Raw genomic sequence first — 19007 nt, 5'->3', positions numbered from 1 at the left:
CTCCTATTTGGTAAATGTTAGCGCTTTCAAAGAAGTGGCACGAATAACTAATTTAGTAGAGGATGATAAATTGTGAAATCCGTATTCTCATTTTTCAACCTCCTTATTGTGTCGAAGAAAGCGGCGTGCTACACTGATAATTGCTATTGCCATAAGAAGTTAGCGACTCTCAATACCTAAATCATAGCAATGAGCGATTGGGGAGGCAATGGAAGCGATGACTAAGATGATGGATTATATGATCAGTCCGATGCCTATTCGGATCGTTGAATTAGTGATGGATATATCCAAACTCAACTTGCAAAGTCTTGTTATTACTGCAATCGGACATCTTCCCGGGAGAATTTCCCGGCAAAAAGACGCTACTTTCAAAAGCTTTGCGTTAGCTTATATCGCCGATGGAGTAGGGACTTATCAAGTTAATGGCGAACCTGTACAGAAAGTGGATAAAGGGAGCTTGTTCTTTGTGTGGCCCGGAGCGAAGTTTGCTTACGGCCCCTTGGAAGGCGCTTCTTGGGAAGAGTATTATATAGATATAGCCGGGAGTCGACTATTGGAATTTGAGGAGAGAGGTCTCATCAAAAAGGGGGAAGTGATGCAGGTAGGATCCGACCCAGAATGGGTTAGAAGGCTGGAGACTTTGGCTTCACTTCTTGAGAGCGGTATACCGGCAAACTCGGATCGTGCATCAATGCAGTTGGAGTCGCTTCTGTATGAGTTTTCCTTAATGACAGATGGTTCTCATGCTTCCAACAAATCAAATAAAAATTTTCATGTAACGGACGATATCGCTCATCATATTTATGATCCGATCGATGCAGAGGCGATTGCTCGTAGACATAATCTTTCGGTTTCAACACTTCGCCGGCTAATCAGTTCGCATACAGGTTATCCCTTAAACGAGTACATTCACCGTTTGAAAATAAGCGAAGCAAAAAAAATATTGGTAAATACTTCGGCAAGCATAAAGGAAATTGCTTTGTCTCTTCAGTACACAGACGTATATTATTTTTCGCGTTTGTTTAAAAAATATGCTGGAGTGTCGGCGAAGAAATTTCGTGAAAGTATTTAGCGGTTTGTATGAAGAAGAGCAGGCTCCATTACACTGGACCCTGCTCTTACTATTTCATTTTCCTGACGAATTGCTTAGGGCTTCCATTTTTCGGTCCATTCGATCCAGAAAAATTTCGTAGCCATGAGTTCCGTTTTTATGGTGGTTTCCAATCCATGCTCCCCACTCGCTTGCTATTTTATTGCCTTCGTCAATCGTTCGCTCCTTGCTCCATTCCGGAAAAACGGCTTTGAGCCATGCGACTCCGTATGAAATGTGCCCGGATTCGTCAGCCCAATCATAGTCGCAATCTTGAGCGGCGGCAAGATCGTTCATTTCGATAAATTTTTTCTTCCATTTCGCTTTTCCCATCGGCCCGCCTTGTTCCAATCGATGGAGGAGAAGAAGCAGGTATTTCACACCTCTTTCCCGAAAAGCCCGCCAGTGATCAGGGACCATTGGATAGTCCACACCTACCTCAAGCCCCATAGCGGTAAGCCTCTCAACCCCCATTGCTGCATGACGCATCTCGTCATAACACCATCTTGCAGCCCAGAAGTAAAGTTCCCAGGACATGTTTTTATATTCCCATATCAGAGCGGCGGGCGTCTCAGATGCCCACACTTCATTGGCATGATCGATGGCAACTCTAATCTGTTCTTCAGTAAAATTTCTTGCGGCTCTTGGGGACACTTGTACGACTGCCTTTTCCCAAGATGTATCTCTACCGCCTTCCAGTGGCAGTTCGTAAGCTGGTCTTTCTACAAAAGAGGCTGCGAAAGGGTCGATTTGCCGGTCGGGACCGTCAATCCCTCCGCAGGAAAAAAGAGCGCTTCTTACAAGGTGGTTCCATTTGACAGCTTCGGGATTCGTGAAATCGCGAAAGTCTTTCATGATATTCTGGTATTCCTCCAGCTGCATGCCAATTTCATCAATGATTCTTCTAAAGTAGAAATGGGTAGGCGCATCGTCAAGAGGATCGGAGTTTTGCAAATATTGGGTTAGTGCCTTGACAATCTCAGGTTTGATTACATCATAAACGCTATTCAAAAATTGCTCGTCTGTGGGCGCCGTAGGTAGTTTTTCCAAAATGCTAAGCAAATGTACATCGTCATTGTCTTCTACATCCACTCTCGGATATCGTAAATCCAATGTACGGGATCTTAACATATCAGCGTGTAAGGAATCCATCCAAATATGCCGGGCTAGCAATTTTTTCCCAGGCCACCAGCACATTTTTGGCAGATAACCTGCCATGGCCCGCATCGTTTCTTTTACGGTCCGATAATATCTCCGCATCATTTTACTGGCCGTTTCTACGTCTCTCAGTTTCATGTTTGTCTTATTTGTTAAATTGTCGGACATGTCTTATCCCCTCTTAAGTTAGTTTTCGGTGCTGAGGTAATGCTTGATTACCCTATCCCTGACATAAATATACCTCTTGCCTCCATGCAGAGAAAATGGAGTGCATGATATTGTTGATGGATTATATATTCAAAATTTTGTATCGAAGCAATATGGAAACCAGTGGGGAATGCAGGGGAAGAGATTGGACATATAGTCCATTATTATGCGCATGGAATGCATTTCTTTCGTTAACGCTCTTCCTCTATTCTTATATATATTGGTGTGGTTTCAATCTTTTGAAGCACAAGGAAATGGAGGATAGGTCACGATGAAATTAAAACTTATGAAATCGACTTGGGGAATGACGGGCTCTTATGAGCAATTATTTAAGCGGATTTCTGATGCCGGATATGCGGGAGTTGAAACGAGTATTCCTTCGGCAGGAAGAGAGCAAGAGTTTCGTGAGCTACTCACAAAATATCAGTAAGAATTTATTGCTCAAATATACACATCGGGGGATCACGAGAGATCGTTTAGCGGACAGGTCATTCAGGCAGTTCAGTATGATCCGGTGCTTATCGTTTCGTATAGCGCAAGAGACTGCATGGAGTGGAAAGAACAAAAGAGCTTCTTTCAAACTGCGCTTGCTGTAGAAGAAGAAGTTGGGATCCAAGTCGCTCATGAGACTCACCGTCATCGAGCCATGTTTACGCCTTGGAATACAGCAGCGCTGCTTGATGAATTTCCTGCACTTAAAATCGCCGCCGATTTTAGCCACTGGTGCTGTGTTTGTGAATCGTTGCTGGAAGATCAATCGGAGGTCTTGCATCTTGCGATGGAACGTACCATTCATGTACATGCACGTGTCGGGCATAGTCAGGGGCCGCAAGTTCCTCACCCGGGAGCTCCCGAGTACGCGGCAGAGTTAGCAGCGCATGAAGCATGGTGGCGACAAATCGTGAAGAACCGTATAGCCGGCAAGGCTTCCTTTCTCTCGATTACCCTTGAATACGGTCCACCAAACTATATGCCTACGCTGCCGTTCTCGAATCAACCTGTTAGTGAGCTATGGGATATTTGTTTGTGGAATGCCAAAAGGTTAGAAGCGTTATTTCCAGACTGGTGCAGTGATTAACTATATGATCAGTTCTCTCACGATTCGAGTGATCTACAACGGAAACATGCGGGAATTAAAATAAACCCTCTCGTCAAGCACGCTAAAATTGCTGCTTGAGAGAGGGTTATCTGTTATTGAAATTAGATTACCTATTTGCGAGTTTGGAGACAAGGGATTTCATTCTGCTGCTGCCATCAGTTATGATTAGGTTGATAATTTCAGACAAAAATAATCCAAGAAAATTCATAAAAATAATCATTGTGGATATAATTATGCTTATCTCAACCATGTATGATCGTTATATAATTTGATAAGATAAATATGAAAGTAGGAGGAACTAATTCGATGAGATCATTCTTAAAAATTCCCCACTTTGAAATGAATAGATGTATGGCGGGAACCGTTATTTATCCTATTTCAGGTAAATACGGTCCACGTTTATACAATGAAATCCAACTAGTATTACTTCATTCTGGATCCATGGAGGTGGATATTGATGGGAATTTGTTCAAGGTAAGCATGGGCCACGTCTTATTGATTCTCCCTGGGCAAACTGTTTCTATCCAATTTAGTAAACTAAGTGAGTCATGGCACCGTTGGGTTACTATCACTCCAATGATAAATATTATGGAGATAGTACCTGAATTATATCAACTACCACTCGTTTGCACACTTTCTTCGTCTTTAAACCAACTGATTGATTTAATGCTTAATTACCAGAGTTTCGCAACAACGGATTATGATAGCTTTCATATTCTCGGCCTTGCAGCTATTCAAATTTATGCAGATGATTGTCAAAATCGTTCCTCTGCAATCAAAAATCCAGAAATACTGACCGTCAAGTCCTATATAGGTGATCATTTGAACCAAAAGATAAACTTGGAAAAGTTGGCCCAAATTGCAAACATTTCTCCAAGCCATCTTATTCGACTATTTCGCGAGAACGAAGGCAGTTCACCTATTCAATATCTATGGACCATTCGAATTGAACGTGGCCTTGAGTTACTGCGTACAACAGGATTATCTATAGGTGAAATAGCCAGTCAATGTGGTTTTAGCACCCTTTTTCATTTTTCTCGATTAGTAAAGCGAAAGACTGGAAAAACACCAACTGAAGTTCGAGCATTACAATGGAGTGGTCAATATTGAACTCAAGGAGGATTCATGATGAATAAACATTATGCAGAAGAATTTGCACAAAAAGGGTATACAATAATTAATAGTTTATTTTCCAATGAAGAAGTTATCCAACTTAAACAAGAAGCATTAGCTATAGTCAATAAAATCGATGATATTGATAATTCTGGTGTATTTCTAGGATTAACCTCAAGAAGTCAATTATTTAAACAGGCTGCTGCAAATCAGGAATTAGTGAATGCGCTGAAGGAAATTATCGGAAGCTATGTTGTTTTCATGAATGATAAATTAGTGTTCAAAAATTCAACAAAGAATTTTGGTTCTCCTTGGCATCAAGATTATCCCTATTGGCAAGGTAGCCACAAGTACTCTGTATGGATTGCTCTTGATGATGCAACTAAGGAAAATGGATGTTTGCAAGTAGTGCCTGGATCACATTTGTTTGGTGAAAAAAACCATGGTGCAGATTCTTCAGATGGACTTGGATTCGTTAATCGTCTTCACCAAGAAGATATAGACAAAGATTTGGTTATCGATTTACCTGCTAAGCAAGGGGACGCCATAATATTTCACGATCTGTTATATCATGCTTCATACCCTAATATTTCAGGTGCTGATCGTTGGGCATTAATATCCACTTATAAAGATGGCACTCAAGAAGATCCAGAATATAAATGGGCTTCAGCTGCTTTCACAGTATCAGAAGCTTAAGATGTATCTTTGTAAAGTTGTATATGAAACACCAATATCATGAATTGGCAATATTTATTTTTGATTTCAGCTACATATCCCGTACACTTCAAAATCCTATAAACATGTATTTACAGAGTCCCCAAGCATGTACCGACTAACAAGGTAGTAGATGGACCGATTGTCCGTAATGGCGATACCGGCGTCGTATTGGGAAATTTCCCACAAAGCCTTCGCTTTTGTATATCCAAAAACGATTTTTGGAGGCCGCTCGAGGGATAAGGAAGATTGAGCCCCGATCACATATTCGGCTTCCCTTGTCCGATCGGCATTCTCGATATGACAATGGAATCCGTTGACTTTGAACGTTTTCAGGTGGAGCAGCATCTGCAGTCCGCGGATATTGTCGGTCAGTTTTATACGCGGAAACAAAAGCAGATCGAGCTTCGGGCTTTGTGAGCGCGACTGAAAATATGCTCATCATCGAGCTTACGTCCGCTGCTAGACAGAAAGTAGAATTGAGCTTAACGCCTCAAATGGGCTGGATGTCATCTGCCGAAATGGGGTATGAAGGAGATGATATGCTTTGGATGAAGCGGAGTTTTACGGATGATAAGCTGGCGTGGCCTTCTGAAGCGGCCGTGTATTCGAAGCATATATGCGGTGGGACGTCGCTCGGGACTTTGTCATAAGCGGCAATTATTTGCGCGGTGCCATTGTCGGTCACGGAGACATCGATATGCGGGAAGTCCTTCGTGTGGTGAAAAACTCCGGCTACGACGGGTACATTTCGCTTGAATTCGAAGGGATGGAGGAATGCAAAGCCGGTACGAAGATTAGCCTCGATAACATCAGGAGATTGTGGGAAGAGATCTAGCATGACGCTAACTGTCGGAAGATCGACTTGGATAAAATTGGGAAAGGGTCCTTTACCCGGTGCAGCGGGCGCTTTGCAAAAGGCAAGCGGAGGATAGGTACTGGGAAGATGTTTGTTTACCACAGACACCGTGAATCGAACCGCTCCACATTGACATGCTCTTTCAAGCCGTTTGTTACTATGATTTCACTTTTGTTTGTCCAAAGGATAATTAGGAGACATCGCAATTGTAAGTTGCGGTGTCTTTTGTGTTTTACGGGGTTATTTTATTTTGACATATTGGCGTAACATACGGACTCTATAATCTGACAAAATTCCTTATTCCGATTGCTTGCATCATAACGACGAACCTCATTAAGTATATCGTGGCCGTTGGAACTCTAGGTGAATACTGTCTACGCAATTATTTTTCAGCTCATTATTCCATTGACGATTTGGCTTAGCTTGAAGTTGAAAAGGTTACGAACAGTCGTATTGGAATAAGTTCGAAATAACAAAAAGGCACGATAATGAAGCGGTCTCGCCCTCACGTACTCAGGGAGTAAAGAAGGTATTCCTTCTTGCTTCTTTTTTTATTGTCTATTTACATACGTAATGTCTTAGTGTACTATTGAATTAATACAGTAATTCAATTGTTTAGTTTCATTAAGAAGGAGAGATTTGGATGAGGGCATGGGTAGCTTTATTTAAAAAAGATTTTAAATTAACAAGAACCGTATTTTTCGTAGGGCTTGTAATTAATTTATTGGTTGTCATGTTGACGTTATATATGGGGATGAAAGCAGATCATACCTTACTTATTTTCTTACCCTTAGTAGTTGGCGTTATACTTCATGTTTTATATGTTCCGATTGTTGTATTTATCAGTTTGAAAACAGAGGCAAATCAGCTACATATATGGCTGCATAATCCTGGGCCGGCTTCTACATTGTTAATTAGTAAGATAGTGAACGGGTTGATGATGCTCGTTATTTCATTATTGATGTTATACGTGATGTCTGGATTGCTAATCATACCCAAGTTCAACTTAATTGAAGCGTACTGGACGGATATTTGGATATCGGGATTATTAATATTTCTTCATATTATTGTAATTTCTATCATCATTGGCGTTTGGGTGTTATTTCTTTGGGCGCTATACCAATTCCTTAAATTTGCAATCGGGCGTTGGAGCTGGTTAGTAGTTATTGGGGCAGTTATCATACCTAGTTGGATATCTGTCCTATTGGAATCCACTAAACTGTATAGTTTAGTAACGAAATGGGGGAGTATTACTTATAATTTCCCTACTTTTTCAATACAACCTATACAAACATATGCAGGAGAATATTTGTATACCTTCATTTTTATCATTGGATTATTCTTTCTGAGCGCATGGATCGTTGACAATAAAGTTGAGGTGTAAGAATGGAAGAATTTAATGCTTCAAAGCCAATTTATCTGCAATTAGCGGATCGAATCAATCGACAGATTGTAAGCAAAGAATTGAAAGCAGGTGAGAAGCTTCCTTCTGTCCGAGAAATGGGGATAAAGTACAGTGTTAATCCAAACACAATTCAGCGTACTTACAGTGAGTTGGAGCGTGAGGGTATTCTGGAAACAAAAAGAGGTCAAGGTACATTTGTCACGGAACAAGAGGATCGTTTGGTACAACAACGTGAAAATTTAAAAAATGAGCAAATCCTTTCTTTCGTCCAGGTCATGCAGGAAATGGGATTCAGCTCTTATGAAATCATATCAGGGCTCCAGGACCACTTAAGCAAATTTGATAAAGGAGATGAGTAATTTGATTCAATTGACGAATGTTTCTAAAAAATATGTTAAGCAGTCCGTACTCAATAACATTTCACTCACTTTGCCCGTAGGTAAAATTATTGGCATTGTGGGTGAGAACGGCAGTGGGAAGTCAACGCTATTGAAACTTATTTCCGGACTATCGCTTCCTACGAGTGGGAGGGTAACCGTAAATGGAGAGACTGCCAATCGAAGAATCAGCAAAGTAGTTTCTTATTTATCGGAGCTGGGTTCTTTTTATTCTATATTCACAGTACGTGAAGCGATGGATTTTCAGGCTTCCCAATATACGGACTTTAACATGGCTAAAGCGGAAGAAATCATGAAGTTTACGCAGCTGGAGCCTCATATGAAAATCAAAGACCTCTCGAAAGGAAATCGTGGTCGATTAAAAATCATGCTTACTTTGGCCAGAGAAGTACCCTACATTCTAATGGATGAACCATTGTCCGGACTTGACCCCATGGTGCGAGAATCTATCGTTAAGGGAATGATTTCTTATGTTGACTTGGAATCTCAGACACTCATCATGACAAGCCATGAGATTGCGGAAATTGAATCATTATTGGACTGCTTCATTGCGATCAAAGACGGATCATTACTAAGAATGGCTGATGTGGATGACTTACATGAATCAGAGGGTCTTGGTATCACGGATTGGATGAAGAAGAATTATTAATTAGGAGAGATAAATATGAGAGCAATTGTATACGCCAATTACGGATCGCCTGATGTTCTTCATCTGAAAGAGTTAGAAAAACCTACACCCAAGGACAATGAAATACTGGTGAAAAACTATGCGACAACGGTAACAGCAGGGGATTGGCGGATGCGAAAGGCTGACCCCTTCCTTGCAAGACTTTACAATGGTTTCCTAAGACCCAAAAAAGTAACGATATTAGGGTTTGAGTTAGCTGGGGAAGTCGAGGTGGTTGGCAAGAATGTTAAAAAATTTAAGAAGGGCGATCAAGTTTTTGCGTACTGTGGTATTGGCTTTGGTGCATATGCCGAGTACAAATGTCTGCCTGAAGATGGCGTATTAGCTATAAAACCGACCAATTTGACGTATGAGGAGGCCGCGGCTGTTCCTATTGGGGGCATAACCTCATTGAATGCTCTTAAAAGAGGAAATATTGCGAGTGGAATGAAGGTTCTTGTTTATGGCGCTTCTGGAAGTGTAGGTACTTATGCGTTACAGCTTGCCAAATATTTTGGGGCGGACGTAACAGGGGTATGCAGCACTGCGAATCTTGAATTGGTGCAATCTATAGGAGCAGATAAGGTAATTGATTATACGAAACAGGATTTTACATCGAGTGGAGAACGTTATGATTTAATCTTTGATGCCGTTGGGAAAAAAATATCGAAAATATCGAAAATCACAAAATCAACATGCAAGAAAATGCTTCGCCCGAACGGAACCTATGTGAATGTGAATATGTCACAAAAGGTCCGTGTTGAACATCTAGTCTTCCTGAAGGAGCTTATTGAGGGAGGAAAGATAAAACCGGTCATCGATAGATACTTTCCGTTAGAACAAATTCCCGAGGCGCATAGGTATGTCGAGAAAGGGCACAAAAAGGGAAATGTAGTCATCACTGTGAGGACATGAATTCAAAAAAGGAGATAAACAAATGAATACTAACACGAAAACAGCAATAATTGTGGAGGTCTCGTTGTTTCGTCTTTATTTGCTTAGGGCGCTGTACCTTCTTATCGTCGTGGGGCTCGGTATCGTGGTATGGCCTGGAGTCATCCACCACGAAAAGCCGTGGGAACTTATGGAAGGAGTGGTCCAATGCATGCTGGCCGCCTTTTCGGCTCTGTCAGTTCTGGGGCTGCGGTATCCGCTGCAGATGCTGCCTTTGCTTTTGTGGGAATTGGTGTGGAAGTCGATCTGGCTGATTCTCGTTGCGCTCCCACTGTGGTACTCCGGTCAAATGGACGAGTCAACCTGGGCGACGGCCTCAGCATGCTTGATAGCCGTGATTATTCCTTTCATCATCCCTTGGCGCTTTGTGTTTGCACACTACGTGAAGAAGCGCGGAGATCAGTGGCGCTGAGGGAAGATAGACATAATTCAAAAAAGGAGCTAAACAAATGAATGCTAATAAAAAGAGCGCATTGATTGTGGGCGTACTGTTTATACTTGCAGCGGTTACGGCGATAATAGGTCTTCTTTTATACGATCCTATACTAAATGGTCCGGATTACCTGAGGAAAGGTTCCGAGCATGCCAACCAGGTGATACTGGGAGCGCTTATGGAGTTAATGCTTGTCGTTTCAGCGGTTGGTACTGCAACTACAATGTTTCCAATTTTAAGAAAATATAATGAAACTATTGCTCTTTGGCATCTTTGCTTTAGGTTTCTTGAAGCCATTATTATTACTATTGGTATAATCAGCGTTCTGTCCCTGTTGACCTTAAGCCGGGAATTTGCAGCAGCAGCGGCTCCGGATACCGCCTCTTTTCAAGCTTCAGGTATAGTATTAAAAGCCGTACATGACTGGACCTTTCTGCTTGGGCCTCTTTTCATGCTGGGCATCAACACGATGATGTACAGTTATATATTTTATAAATCCAAGCTGGTACCCAGGTTTATCTCCATCTTGGGTATGACAGGGGCAATACTTGTTTTTATTTGTGCCTTGTTAGTCATGTTCGGTGTCATTCAACAAGTTTCTTTTTGGGGTGCTATTTTGGCGCTGCCAGTAGCAGCTAATGAAATGATTCTAGCTTTATGGCTCATAATTAAAGGATTCAATGAATCTGCACTCGCTTCCTTGTCTGCAAAAAAGGAACGAGCGAGCTAAGAGCAACACACTTCATAACCGTTCTCAAAATTTACGAGTTGAACTAAGTGAAGCAACTATTGTATATTTTAAGAATCAGTCGAAGGTCTTTTGGTGCCTTTCGGTGTTAAGGGAGGCTCATCATGAGGACGAATACATTCATAAACATACTGCAAAACGAACTCGTTGTCGCGCTGGGCTGCACGGAGCCGGTTGCGATTGCCTTAGCTGCGGCAAAGGCTAGGACTTATGTGGATGGCACTATCAATAAAATTACGGTATATGCAAGCGCAGGTATAATCAAGAATGCACTTGCAGTAGGTATACCCGGAACTTGCCTGACAGGGATCGATTTTGTCGCTGCGTTAGGTGCAATTGCCGGTAATGCGGAGAAGCAGCTAGAAGTGCTTGCCGATATTAAGCCCGAAGATATTTCTGTGGCGCAGGATATGGTAGAACGAGGGATTTCTGTTGTCCATCTCGCCGATACGCCAAAGAAATTATATATTGAGGTTATTATTGAAGCTGATAAAAGGTATGCGAAGGTTGTTATTACGGATAATCATACGAATATCACTTTGATCGAAGTTGATGGACAGATCGTTGATATGGGAGGCTGTGCCAACGCGAGTTTCAAGAGTTCTAAAGAAGATCGCAGCGAGCTAACGATTGATTCGATTGTGGAATTCGTGAACACGGTGGATCTTGCGGACCTCGGTTTGGTCAAGCAAAGTATCGAGCTTAACCGTAAAGCAGGATTAGACGGTTTGGAACATGCGTATGGTCTGGAAGTCGGTAAAACGATAAAAGAAAATGTGCAAAAAGGTATTTTGTCCGACGATTTAATTTCTCATGCGATGGCACTTGCAGCAGCTGGATCGGATGCTCGCATGGCAGGTTCCTCCATGCCGGTGATGGCGAATTCGGGAAGCGGAAATCAAGGCATTGCGGTGACAAACCCTGTTGTAGCGGCTGCAGAAAAGCTTGGTGCCTCTGAGGAGCAACTCATTCGCGCTGTTGCGCTAAGCCATTTGATCACCATTCATATCAAATCCAAGTTTGGGCGATTATCCGCATTATGCGGGGTCACCGTATCCGGTACGGGTGCAAGCTGCGGCATTACCTATCTGCTTGGCGGAGGGAAAACGGAGATTAAAGCGGCGATCCAAAACATGCTCGGTAATGTATCCGGGATGATGTGCGATGGAGCAAAAGGCGGCTGCGCTATGAAAGTAGCGACCTGTACGAGTGCAGCGGTACAATCAGCGCTTCTCGCATCAAAAGGAATGACGATTTCCTCAACGAATGGATTTATCGAAAATGAAGCAGAGAAGACGATCGACAACTTTTGCCGTATAGGTAATGAGGCAACATCTGAGATTGATAAACTTATTCTCGAAATGATGTTGAATAAAGACATATAAAACTGTTGTTGAAAAAATGCAGGAAGGCTGCCGGTGCATCGGTGGCCTTTTTGTAGTTTGGCGGCATGATGAAAAATGGGGTGTTGGTCAACATGCAGACCTGGCTTCGCCCTGTGGGATGTGTGTGTTTAGACATCCTTAAGATAAGTTATCTAACGCAGACTTCGTCAGGCCCCGACGCATTAAGCTTGCATGTATAACAGCTCCCCAAAGGAAAAGAGAAATTCTTGAAGAATATACATTATGACTATGTCAGTTCTTGGGGGTTTTTGTTAGTTCATCGAAAAACTTTGTCAAGGTGGGGAAAAGTCCCTTTTTTTGACCTTGAAATCCTTGCGTAGCATACTCTTAGATTAAGCGAACTTTATTGTGAGAGAGAGGCCGTATGAGAAAATTATTTTACAAACCATATGTACTGTTTCTTGTCTTGTTATTTTGCGTACTGCTTCCTGGCGGTTCTGCTTTAGGCAAAGGCTCTCAGCCGTCGGCAGTGAAAGGTATTCTCGATTTGTCGGAGTGGGATTGGGAACACAGCGGGCTTGCCAAGCTGGATGGAGAGTGGGAGCTGATCTGGAGCCGGCTCGGTTTGCTCCCTTCCATTTACTTGGTCTTATTCCGATTTTGGCATACTCCTTTTGGTTACTACGAGGACTTCATGAAGGCATGCTTGCAAACGGAAATACTGGATTATGGATCCCGGTGTTGGTTTATGTCGTCGTGATTTCTATCATGATTTGGAGCGCTGTTATTAGTAGGAGCTGGATTGCCATAGCAGGTGCAATTATATTCTTCATGTCTGATTCGCTGCTTGCTTGGAATATGTTTGTCACATCGGTTTCATGGGCGAGTTACGGGGTGATGATCTCCTACTACCTTGCTCAATTTCTACTTGCTAAAAGCATTGAAGTATCAAACAGGAGTGTGATCTCATATGCAAATCATCGTTCGCCCGTATGAACAATCCGATAAGGCGGATGTTTGTAAGCTGCTCAATCAAACGAGCAACGTGCCGCTTGGCGAAGACATGTTTGAGATGCAGGAGGCAAGAATACAAACGTATCCGTTTTATAAAAGGATCGTCTTTACTGTAAATAACGAAGTCGTTGGAATGGCTCAGCTCTTGCACGCCACAGGGATGACACCGCAAGGCTTCTTAAGCCAAACCATCATTGTCGACGCCGCGCATCGCGGACGGGGCTACGGGCAGATGCTGGACGAGGCTCTCGCACTCTGGATACAGGAAGAACAGCCCATCGGCTTGCAGACTGCCGTTAGGGACAACAATCCTGAAGCCAGGGCTTGGGCGGAGCGCCGTGGCTTTACGTTAAATTCGCACCAGTTCGAGTCTGTGCTGGATCTGACATCGTTTCCGTTAGAAACGATCGACATTGGTATTCGGGCATCTGAAGCACACGGTATTACATTCCGAACTTTCGAGCATTTTTCGCTTGAGGACGATATGGAGCGTTTGTATCAGGTAGTGAAGCAGCTCTCAGGCGACACGCCAGACTCTCAAGGCGCGCTTGATTTTCCGTTTGAAACGTTCGCCGCTATGGTTCGTCGGATGAACCCGCGCTATATTTTTATTGCGATGGCAGGGGAAGAAATTGCGGGTATTACTTGCCTTGTACCGCAAGGCAACGAAATGTACACGCTATTTACAGGAGTCGTTAAGGAATATCGAGGAAAAGGGATCGCTCATACGCTAAAACTTCTATCCATTCGATTTGCTCACGCAAACGGTGTGAAGCAGCTGCGAACCAATAATCACTCTACCAACGCGCCTATGCTAGCCGTAAACCGCAAGCTTGGTTACGAATCCCAGCCGGGGAACTGGATTCTTAAGCGATCATAATGTGAAAAATGTGAAATTTGAGGTTGGTATACCAACGTTTTGAACTTATAAATTCTCAATAATTATGACGTCACACGAGAGTGTGCAATTGCAGAGAGGACAGACGAATGATTGCATTCGGCCTGTCCTTTCCTTATTATGTGCAGGATTTCATGAAATGTTCACCCAATATCAAGTTTGGGCAGGATGAAGAAGGGAAAGGATGCATGAACTGAGGACGATGGCTTGAATAATCGTTATAATAAGTAATAATAGCCTCCCAAAAGGTGACTGAATTACTTTTGAAAGTAGGGGAATAATTACAGAAGATTGGAGATAAATGTATCTTATGGACTTCGAAACGATTTATCGTACGTATAAGCATCTACTATTCTCAGTAGGTTACCGGATGCTAGGCTCTGTGTCTGACGCGGAAGATATGGTGCAGGATCTGTTTACATCCCTAAAAACGTTAGATACGGATCACATCAGCAACCTGAAATCTTATTTAGTCAAAATGATGACCAACCGCTGCCTGAATTACTTGAAATCAGCTAGCAAGCAAAGAGAAATTTATGTTGGTGCTTGGCTGCCCGAACCCTTGATAATGGTAAACAACCATGATCCCATGGGACAGGTTGTTCAAGAGGAAACCATTTCCTATGCTTTCCTTGTACTGCTTCAGGAGTTATCGTCTGTGGAGAGAGCTGTATTCGTGCTGAGAGAAGTGCTTGGCTATGAGTACGGCGAGGTCGCAGAAATGCTAAATAAAACTGAAATCAATTGCCGTAAAATCTATAGCCGAGCAAAAGTGAAAGTTAACCAAGGAAAGGAGCGGAATTTGAGGGAACTGGGGGAATCAGAACCACTTGTGAAGAAATTTTTGCATGCTGTTCATACGGGAAACTTTAAAGATTTTGTCTCCTTGCTGACCGATGATGCCGTGCTTATTTCTGATGGCGGTGGAAAAAGACGAGCAGCTCTCAAAACCATATTCGGCAAGCAACGTATTCAGTCCCTCTTCGAAGGTATTGCAGCGAAAGGCTCGCTGCAGGGGCAATGGCTTCCAATTCTCATCAACGGTCAAACCGGTCTTGTACTCCTAAAGGATCAAAACGCTGATATGGTTATTTGTTTTGATATGGATGAGAATCAGCTGGAAGCAAATCAGGTTTTTCTGATTTTGAATCCAGATAAACTGCAACATATTTCTTCCGTGCTGGAATGTCACAAATCTCCGGACTTATTTGTCTTATAGAGGCAAACCAAAATTAATCGTTAATGGAGGAGATTCACATGGAAGTTAGATTAACGCATAGCAAAGCAAATCCAGAAGCATTGCAAACGATGCTGAAGCTGGAAGGTTTTATTAAATCAAGCGGTTTAGATGAAAAGTTATATGAGTTTATCAAAATAAGAGCGTCACAAATCAACGGTTGCGCTTATTGCATCGACATGCATACAAGGGATCTGCGGAATATGGGTGAAACCGAGCAAAGGATTAATTTACTCACTGCATGGCGTGAAGCCCCCTTTTATTCCGACAAAGAAAGAGCATTGCTAGAGTTGACAGAAACTGTGACCCGAATCTCGGAGAATGGTGTACCACAAGCCGTTTATGAGAAAGTAAGGGAGCATTTTGACGAAAAGGAATATGTGACTCTTATCATGGCGATCAACACGATTAATGCTTGGAACCGCATTGCCATTTCTACCGGAATGTTCCCTGTTGCCAGGTGACAAGAAAATAGTCCGATTCATAACCGCCTAAATGGCGGTTTTTCTTTTTTTTATCGGATCATATTTCCGCTTTTACCATTACTTTTTGCGAAAAAGATAAAATCGGATAGCGATGTATAAATATTCCCATATCATTGACACACGAATCGTCCTATATTAATTCTTGTAATCCGCAATAAGGATAAATTTTCAATATATCAAAATGAACTGCGAGTCCTCCATTAATAGAATAAAAGCTTGAGAGAACAAACTTCGCGATTTCTTTGCTCTAACGAGGATATTGGAATAACTCATGACTTATCTTATAATGACAGTACAATCATAAATAAAATTACATGAATTTATCACAGATGATAAAGGAAGTCGATTACCGGATGTATAAAATCGGAATAGTCGGTCTAAAAACTTCTATAGAGCAGATTTTAGATTTGGCAGAAGAATATAAACATGACTTGGAATTCATCTCTTTTCCTTATGTAAACACCGAAGAGGTAGAGAAAATTGTAATAGAGCATAATTCTCATGTACACGCATGGCTTTTTTCTGGTCCACTTCCCTATGAAATTGCAAAAAAAACGCTAGGTATTGATAAAATAATGGTCCATATTCCTGCTGCGGAATCGGGTTTTTATAAATCTTTTATCGAGATGATCTATGAACAAGGGAAAATTATTGAGCTGCTAAGTGTTGATACGATGTCATCTAACAATATTAGTGAAGAAGCATTGTTACAGTTAAATATAAAACTCCCAAAGATTTATACGAAAGTGTTTGAGTTAGATGTTGATACGAATGAAATATTGCATTTTCACTTAAATTTATGGAATGAGGGAAAAACAGAAGGCGCTATTTCTTGTTTTCCATCTGTGTGTGAAGCTTTAAGGGAAAAGGGTATTCCAGCCTACCGGATGTCGATGAGTAGGATGGAAATACTGCAAACGCTTCGGATTCTTTCAGAAAAAGTAAAGACTTCCTACTTCAAAGACACACAAATTGGCGTTGAAATCATTGAAGTTGAATATTTTAACAAAGTAGCAGAGGAAATGAAAACTCCTTATCATTTACAGTACTTGGAGCTTCGGCTAAAAGAAATGTTGATTCAACTTGGTGAAAAAATAAATGGTTCTTTTTCAGAAAAGGGAAACGGCAGATACATGATTTTTAGTTCCCGCGGGGCTATTGAACGAGAAATTAGTACACTCGAAGAGACCGTTCAAAAATTGGCTTTTGAAGCAGATTCAACCGTTGCCGTTGGAATTGGCTTTGGTGATACTGCTTATTCAGCGGAAATCAATGCTTTTCGTGCTATACAACATTCAAAGGTGATGAAGCAGCGCGAAATTGTGATTGTTCAAGATGATGGCAAGATTGTCGAGTCACCCGGCCAAAAAAAAGTGCTCCAATATGCCAGCCGCACCCAAAATGAAGTCCTTATTGAAAAGTTAAAAAATGCGAATATCAATGTAAAAACGTATAAAAAAATATTGGCTCTCATACAAAAAATGGGATGGCGCGATTTTACAACAAAGGATTTATCGACACATCTTGACATGACTGAGCGCAATGTACGGCGTATTGTTACAGATATGTGCGATGTTGATTTAGCACAATGCATTGGCCAAGAAGCGCATGCCACACGTGGAAGGCCAAGTAAAATTTATCGATTATTGTAAGCATCCAGGATGGGTGCTTTTTTTAATTTCAAAAATATATTGAAATTATACTTACGAAACACTATACTTTATTTAAGGAATTAATTCCTTAATACTACCTAAATTAAATAATATTAAGTAAGGTTAAAAAAAGGAGTTGAAAATGGGTGTCTCAAATGACAATGAATCATGATTTAACTGTTGCTATAGAAGAGGAAGTGATTGGATGGCGAAGATATTTGCATAAGTATCCTGAGCTGTCCTTTCATGAAGAAAAAACGGCCCAATTTGTTTATGAAACGCTGCAAAGTTTTGGTGATTTGGAAATCTCATGTCCGACAAAAACGAGTGTTATGGCTCGTTTGATAGGTCAGCAGCCTGGGAAGGTGCTTGCACTTCGAGCGGATATGGATGCGCTTCCAATTGAAGAAGAGAACGATTTTGACTTTGTGTCGCAAAATAAAGGTGTCATGCATGCTTGCGGTCATGATGGCCATACCGCGATACTGCTTGGCGTGGCAAAGATACTTGCACAGCAAAAGCATCAAATTAAGGGAGAAGTGCGCTTTTTATTTCAACATGCAGAGGAACTTCCGCCTGGTGGTGCCCAAGAGATGGTTAAAGCCGGTGTACTTGATGGGGTAGATATGATCATCGGTGCCCATCTGATGTCGACGCTACCTTTAGGGAAAATTGGTTTGAGTTACGGTCCGATGATGGCTGGAGCAGATACTTTTAAAATGACAATTGTGGGTAATGGGGGGCATGCCTCACAACCAGACCTAACCATTGATCCCATTGCGATAGGGACTCAGGTCGTAACCAATATCCAACATATTGTTTCGAGGTACCTTGATGCTCAGGAAACTCTTGTGATTTCAGTGACCCAATTCCATGCGGGAAGCACGATTAACGTTATTCCAAATACGGCAACTATAGGAGGGTCCGTTCGAAGCTTTAACCCGGAATTGCGGGAAAAGATTCCAACCTTTATAGAACGCATTGTAAAAGGGATTACAGAAGCACATGGAGCCACTTATGAATTGGATTATAGGTTCGGTTATGCTCCAACTATTAATGATGAAGTTGTAACACGATTTATGGACGAAATGGTCTGCGAACTATTTGGCGAAGAAAGTCGAGAGTTCGTAAAGCCGACCATGGCAAGTGAAGATTTCTCTGCTTACCAAAAAGTAGTCCCAGGATCTTATGTTGCAATAGGCGCCGGTAATAAAGAAAAAGGGATTATTTATCCTCACCATCACCCCAAGTTTACGTTCGACGAAGAGGCTTTACAATACGGGGTGAAGTTATTGGTGAACGGAACATTGAAAATATTACATCTAGGGGGATAAGGGCATGAAAGCCATATATTGGCTTGGAATGATTCCGTTTCTTGGCTTTGTTGTTGGAGCCTTGTTTACAAATAAAGTGACTCCCTATGTTCTTGGAATGCCGTTCTTTCATTTTTGGATTGTATTATGGTCTTTTTTAACCACAGGTATTCTGTGGATGATATATCAACTAGATCCTGCGAATCGGAAGTGAAAT

At 41.9% G+C, this 19007-nt stretch carries 23 protein-coding genes and 1 pseudogene; 23 read left to right on the top strand and 1 reads right to left on the bottom strand.

The genetic code is table 11. The features are described from left to right. Positions 1–217 precede the first annotated feature (217 nt). Positions 218–1072: an AraC family transcriptional regulator gene (locus GC098_RS14020; RefSeq protein ID WP_171643765.1), complete on the top strand. Its 855-nt coding sequence runs from the start codon at positions 218–220 to the stop codon at positions 1070–1072. Positions 1073–1126: 54 nt separating this feature from the next. On the opposite strand, the gene GC098_RS14015 is transcribed toward GC098_RS14020, so the two are convergent. Beyond that, a complete protein-coding gene (locus GC098_RS14015) occupies positions 1127–2416 on the bottom strand; it encodes a hypothetical protein (protein ID WP_171643764.1) in 1290 nt (429 codons plus the stop codon). 310 nt (positions 2417–2726) lie between these two features. Between GC098_RS14015 and GC098_RS40015 the strand changes: the two genes are divergently transcribed. The 22 genes and pseudogenes from GC098_RS40015 to GC098_RS13915 all read left to right on the top strand — a co-directional run bounded on the left by GC098_RS40015 (position 2727) and on the right by GC098_RS13915 (position 19004). Further along, on the top strand, positions 2727–2885 hold the full coding sequence (locus GC098_RS40015; RefSeq protein ID WP_246358602.1) for a hypothetical protein: 159 nt from the start codon (positions 2727–2729) through the stop codon (positions 2883–2885). An 84-nt stretch (positions 2886–2969) separates the two neighbouring features. Beyond that, positions 2970–3533 carry an IolE/MocC family protein gene (locus tag GC098_RS14010; RefSeq protein WP_246358601.1) on the top strand — a complete coding sequence of 188 codons (564 nt, stop codon included), beginning with the start codon at positions 2970–2972 and terminating at the stop codon, positions 3531–3533. 327 nt (positions 3534–3860) lie between these two features. Continuing rightward, complete coding sequence (locus tag GC098_RS14005; protein ID WP_171643763.1) at positions 3861–4664, top strand: helix-turn-helix domain-containing protein; 804 nt, start codon at positions 3861–3863, stop codon at positions 4662–4664. An 18-nt stretch (positions 4665–4682) separates the two neighbouring features. After that, on the top strand, positions 4683–5363 hold the full coding sequence (locus GC098_RS14000) for a phytanoyl-CoA dioxygenase family protein (protein ID WP_171643762.1): 681 nt from the start codon (positions 4683–4685) through the stop codon (positions 5361–5363). A 267-nt stretch (positions 5364–5630) separates the two neighbouring features. Further along, the gene (locus GC098_RS13995) at positions 5631–5801 is read left to right on the top strand and encodes a hypothetical protein (RefSeq protein WP_171643761.1); all 171 of its coding nucleotides are present in this window, start codon (positions 5631–5633) and stop codon (positions 5799–5801) included. Then, on the top strand, positions 5798–6034 hold the full coding sequence (locus tag GC098_RS13990; protein ID WP_171643760.1) for a hypothetical protein: 237 nt from the start codon (positions 5798–5800) through the stop codon (positions 6032–6034). Before GC098_RS13995 ends, GC098_RS13990 begins: the two co-directional genes overlap by 4 nt. After that, positions 6034–6219: pseudogene (locus GC098_RS13985) on the top strand (sugar phosphate isomerase/epimerase family protein); the annotation flags it as partial. The gene GC098_RS13990 and the pseudogene GC098_RS13985, both read left to right, overlap by 1 nt. Before the next feature lie 664 nt (positions 6220–6883). Next, a complete protein-coding gene (locus tag GC098_RS13980; RefSeq protein ID WP_171643759.1) occupies positions 6884–7624 on the top strand; it encodes a hypothetical protein in 741 nt (246 codons plus the stop codon). Between the two features lie 2 nt (positions 7625–7626). Next, a complete protein-coding gene (locus GC098_RS13975) occupies positions 7627–8004 on the top strand; it encodes a GntR family transcriptional regulator (RefSeq protein ID WP_047682316.1) in 378 nt (125 codons plus the stop codon). Beyond that, entirely contained in the window at positions 7997–8692 is a 696-nt protein-coding gene (locus GC098_RS13970; RefSeq protein ID WP_171643758.1) for an ABC transporter ATP-binding protein, read from the top strand. The genes GC098_RS13975 and GC098_RS13970 overlap by 8 nt, the downstream gene beginning before the upstream one ends. 15 nt (positions 8693–8707) lie before the next feature. Then, positions 8708–9625, top strand: a complete 918-nt coding sequence (locus GC098_RS13965; protein ID WP_171643757.1) for an NAD(P)-dependent alcohol dehydrogenase — start codon at positions 8708–8710, stop codon at positions 9623–9625. A 22-nt stretch (positions 9626–9647) separates the two neighbouring features. Next, the gene (locus tag GC098_RS13960; RefSeq protein WP_216625269.1) at positions 9648–10076 is read left to right on the top strand and encodes a hypothetical protein; all 429 of its coding nucleotides are present in this window, start codon (positions 9648–9650) and stop codon (positions 10074–10076) included. Between the two features lie 37 nt (positions 10077–10113). Continuing rightward, entirely contained in the window at positions 10114–10827 is a 714-nt protein-coding gene (locus GC098_RS13955) for a DUF4386 domain-containing protein (RefSeq protein ID WP_171643756.1), read from the top strand. Between the two features lie 122 nt (positions 10828–10949). Continuing rightward, positions 10950–12230, top strand: coding sequence for an L-cysteine desulfidase family protein (locus GC098_RS13950; protein ID WP_171643755.1), 1281 nt, complete (start codon positions 10950–10952; stop codon positions 12228–12230). A 385-nt stretch (positions 12231–12615) separates the two neighbouring features. Continuing rightward, a complete protein-coding gene (locus tag GC098_RS40010) occupies positions 12616–12951 on the top strand; it encodes a hypothetical protein (RefSeq protein WP_246358600.1) in 336 nt (111 codons plus the stop codon). Continuing rightward, a complete protein-coding gene (locus tag GC098_RS41570; protein WP_376773878.1) occupies positions 12852–13187 on the top strand; it encodes a lysoplasmalogenase family protein in 336 nt (111 codons plus the stop codon). The genes GC098_RS40010 and GC098_RS41570 overlap by 100 nt, the downstream gene beginning before the upstream one ends. Beyond that, positions 13162–14085 carry a GNAT family N-acetyltransferase gene (locus GC098_RS13940; protein WP_171643753.1) on the top strand — a complete coding sequence of 308 codons (924 nt, stop codon included), beginning with the start codon at positions 13162–13164 and terminating at the stop codon, positions 14083–14085. Before GC098_RS41570 ends, GC098_RS13940 begins: the two co-directional genes overlap by 26 nt. A 319-nt stretch (positions 14086–14404) precedes the next feature. After that, positions 14405–15322 (top strand): RNA polymerase sigma-70 factor, encoded by a 918-nt coding sequence (locus tag GC098_RS13935; RefSeq protein ID WP_246358599.1) that lies wholly within the window; start codon positions 14405–14407, stop codon positions 15320–15322. 38 nt (positions 15323–15360) lie between these two features. After that, the gene (locus GC098_RS13930) at positions 15361–15804 is read left to right on the top strand and encodes a carboxymuconolactone decarboxylase family protein (RefSeq protein WP_171643751.1); all 444 of its coding nucleotides are present in this window, start codon (positions 15361–15363) and stop codon (positions 15802–15804) included. Between the two features lie 374 nt (positions 15805–16178). Then, positions 16179–17477 (top strand): helix-turn-helix domain-containing protein, encoded by a 1299-nt coding sequence (locus GC098_RS13925; RefSeq protein WP_171643750.1) that lies wholly within the window; start codon positions 16179–16181, stop codon positions 17475–17477. 161 nt (positions 17478–17638) lie between these two features. Next, positions 17639–18811 carry a M20 family metallopeptidase gene (locus GC098_RS13920; RefSeq protein WP_171643749.1) on the top strand — a complete coding sequence of 391 codons (1173 nt, stop codon included), beginning with the start codon at positions 17639–17641 and terminating at the stop codon, positions 18809–18811. A 4-nt stretch (positions 18812–18815) separates the two neighbouring features. Further along, positions 18816–19004, top strand: a complete 189-nt coding sequence (locus GC098_RS13915; protein ID WP_171643748.1) for a DUF3311 domain-containing protein — start codon at positions 18816–18818, stop codon at positions 19002–19004. Positions 19005–19007 lie beyond the last annotated feature (3 nt).

Source organism: Paenibacillus phytorum, from assembly GCF_013141715.1.
Taxonomy (GTDB): Bacteria; Bacillota; Bacilli; order Paenibacillales; family NBRC-103111; genus Paenibacillus_E; species Paenibacillus_E phytorum.
This window is presented reverse-complemented; position numbering and strand designations above follow the sequence as displayed.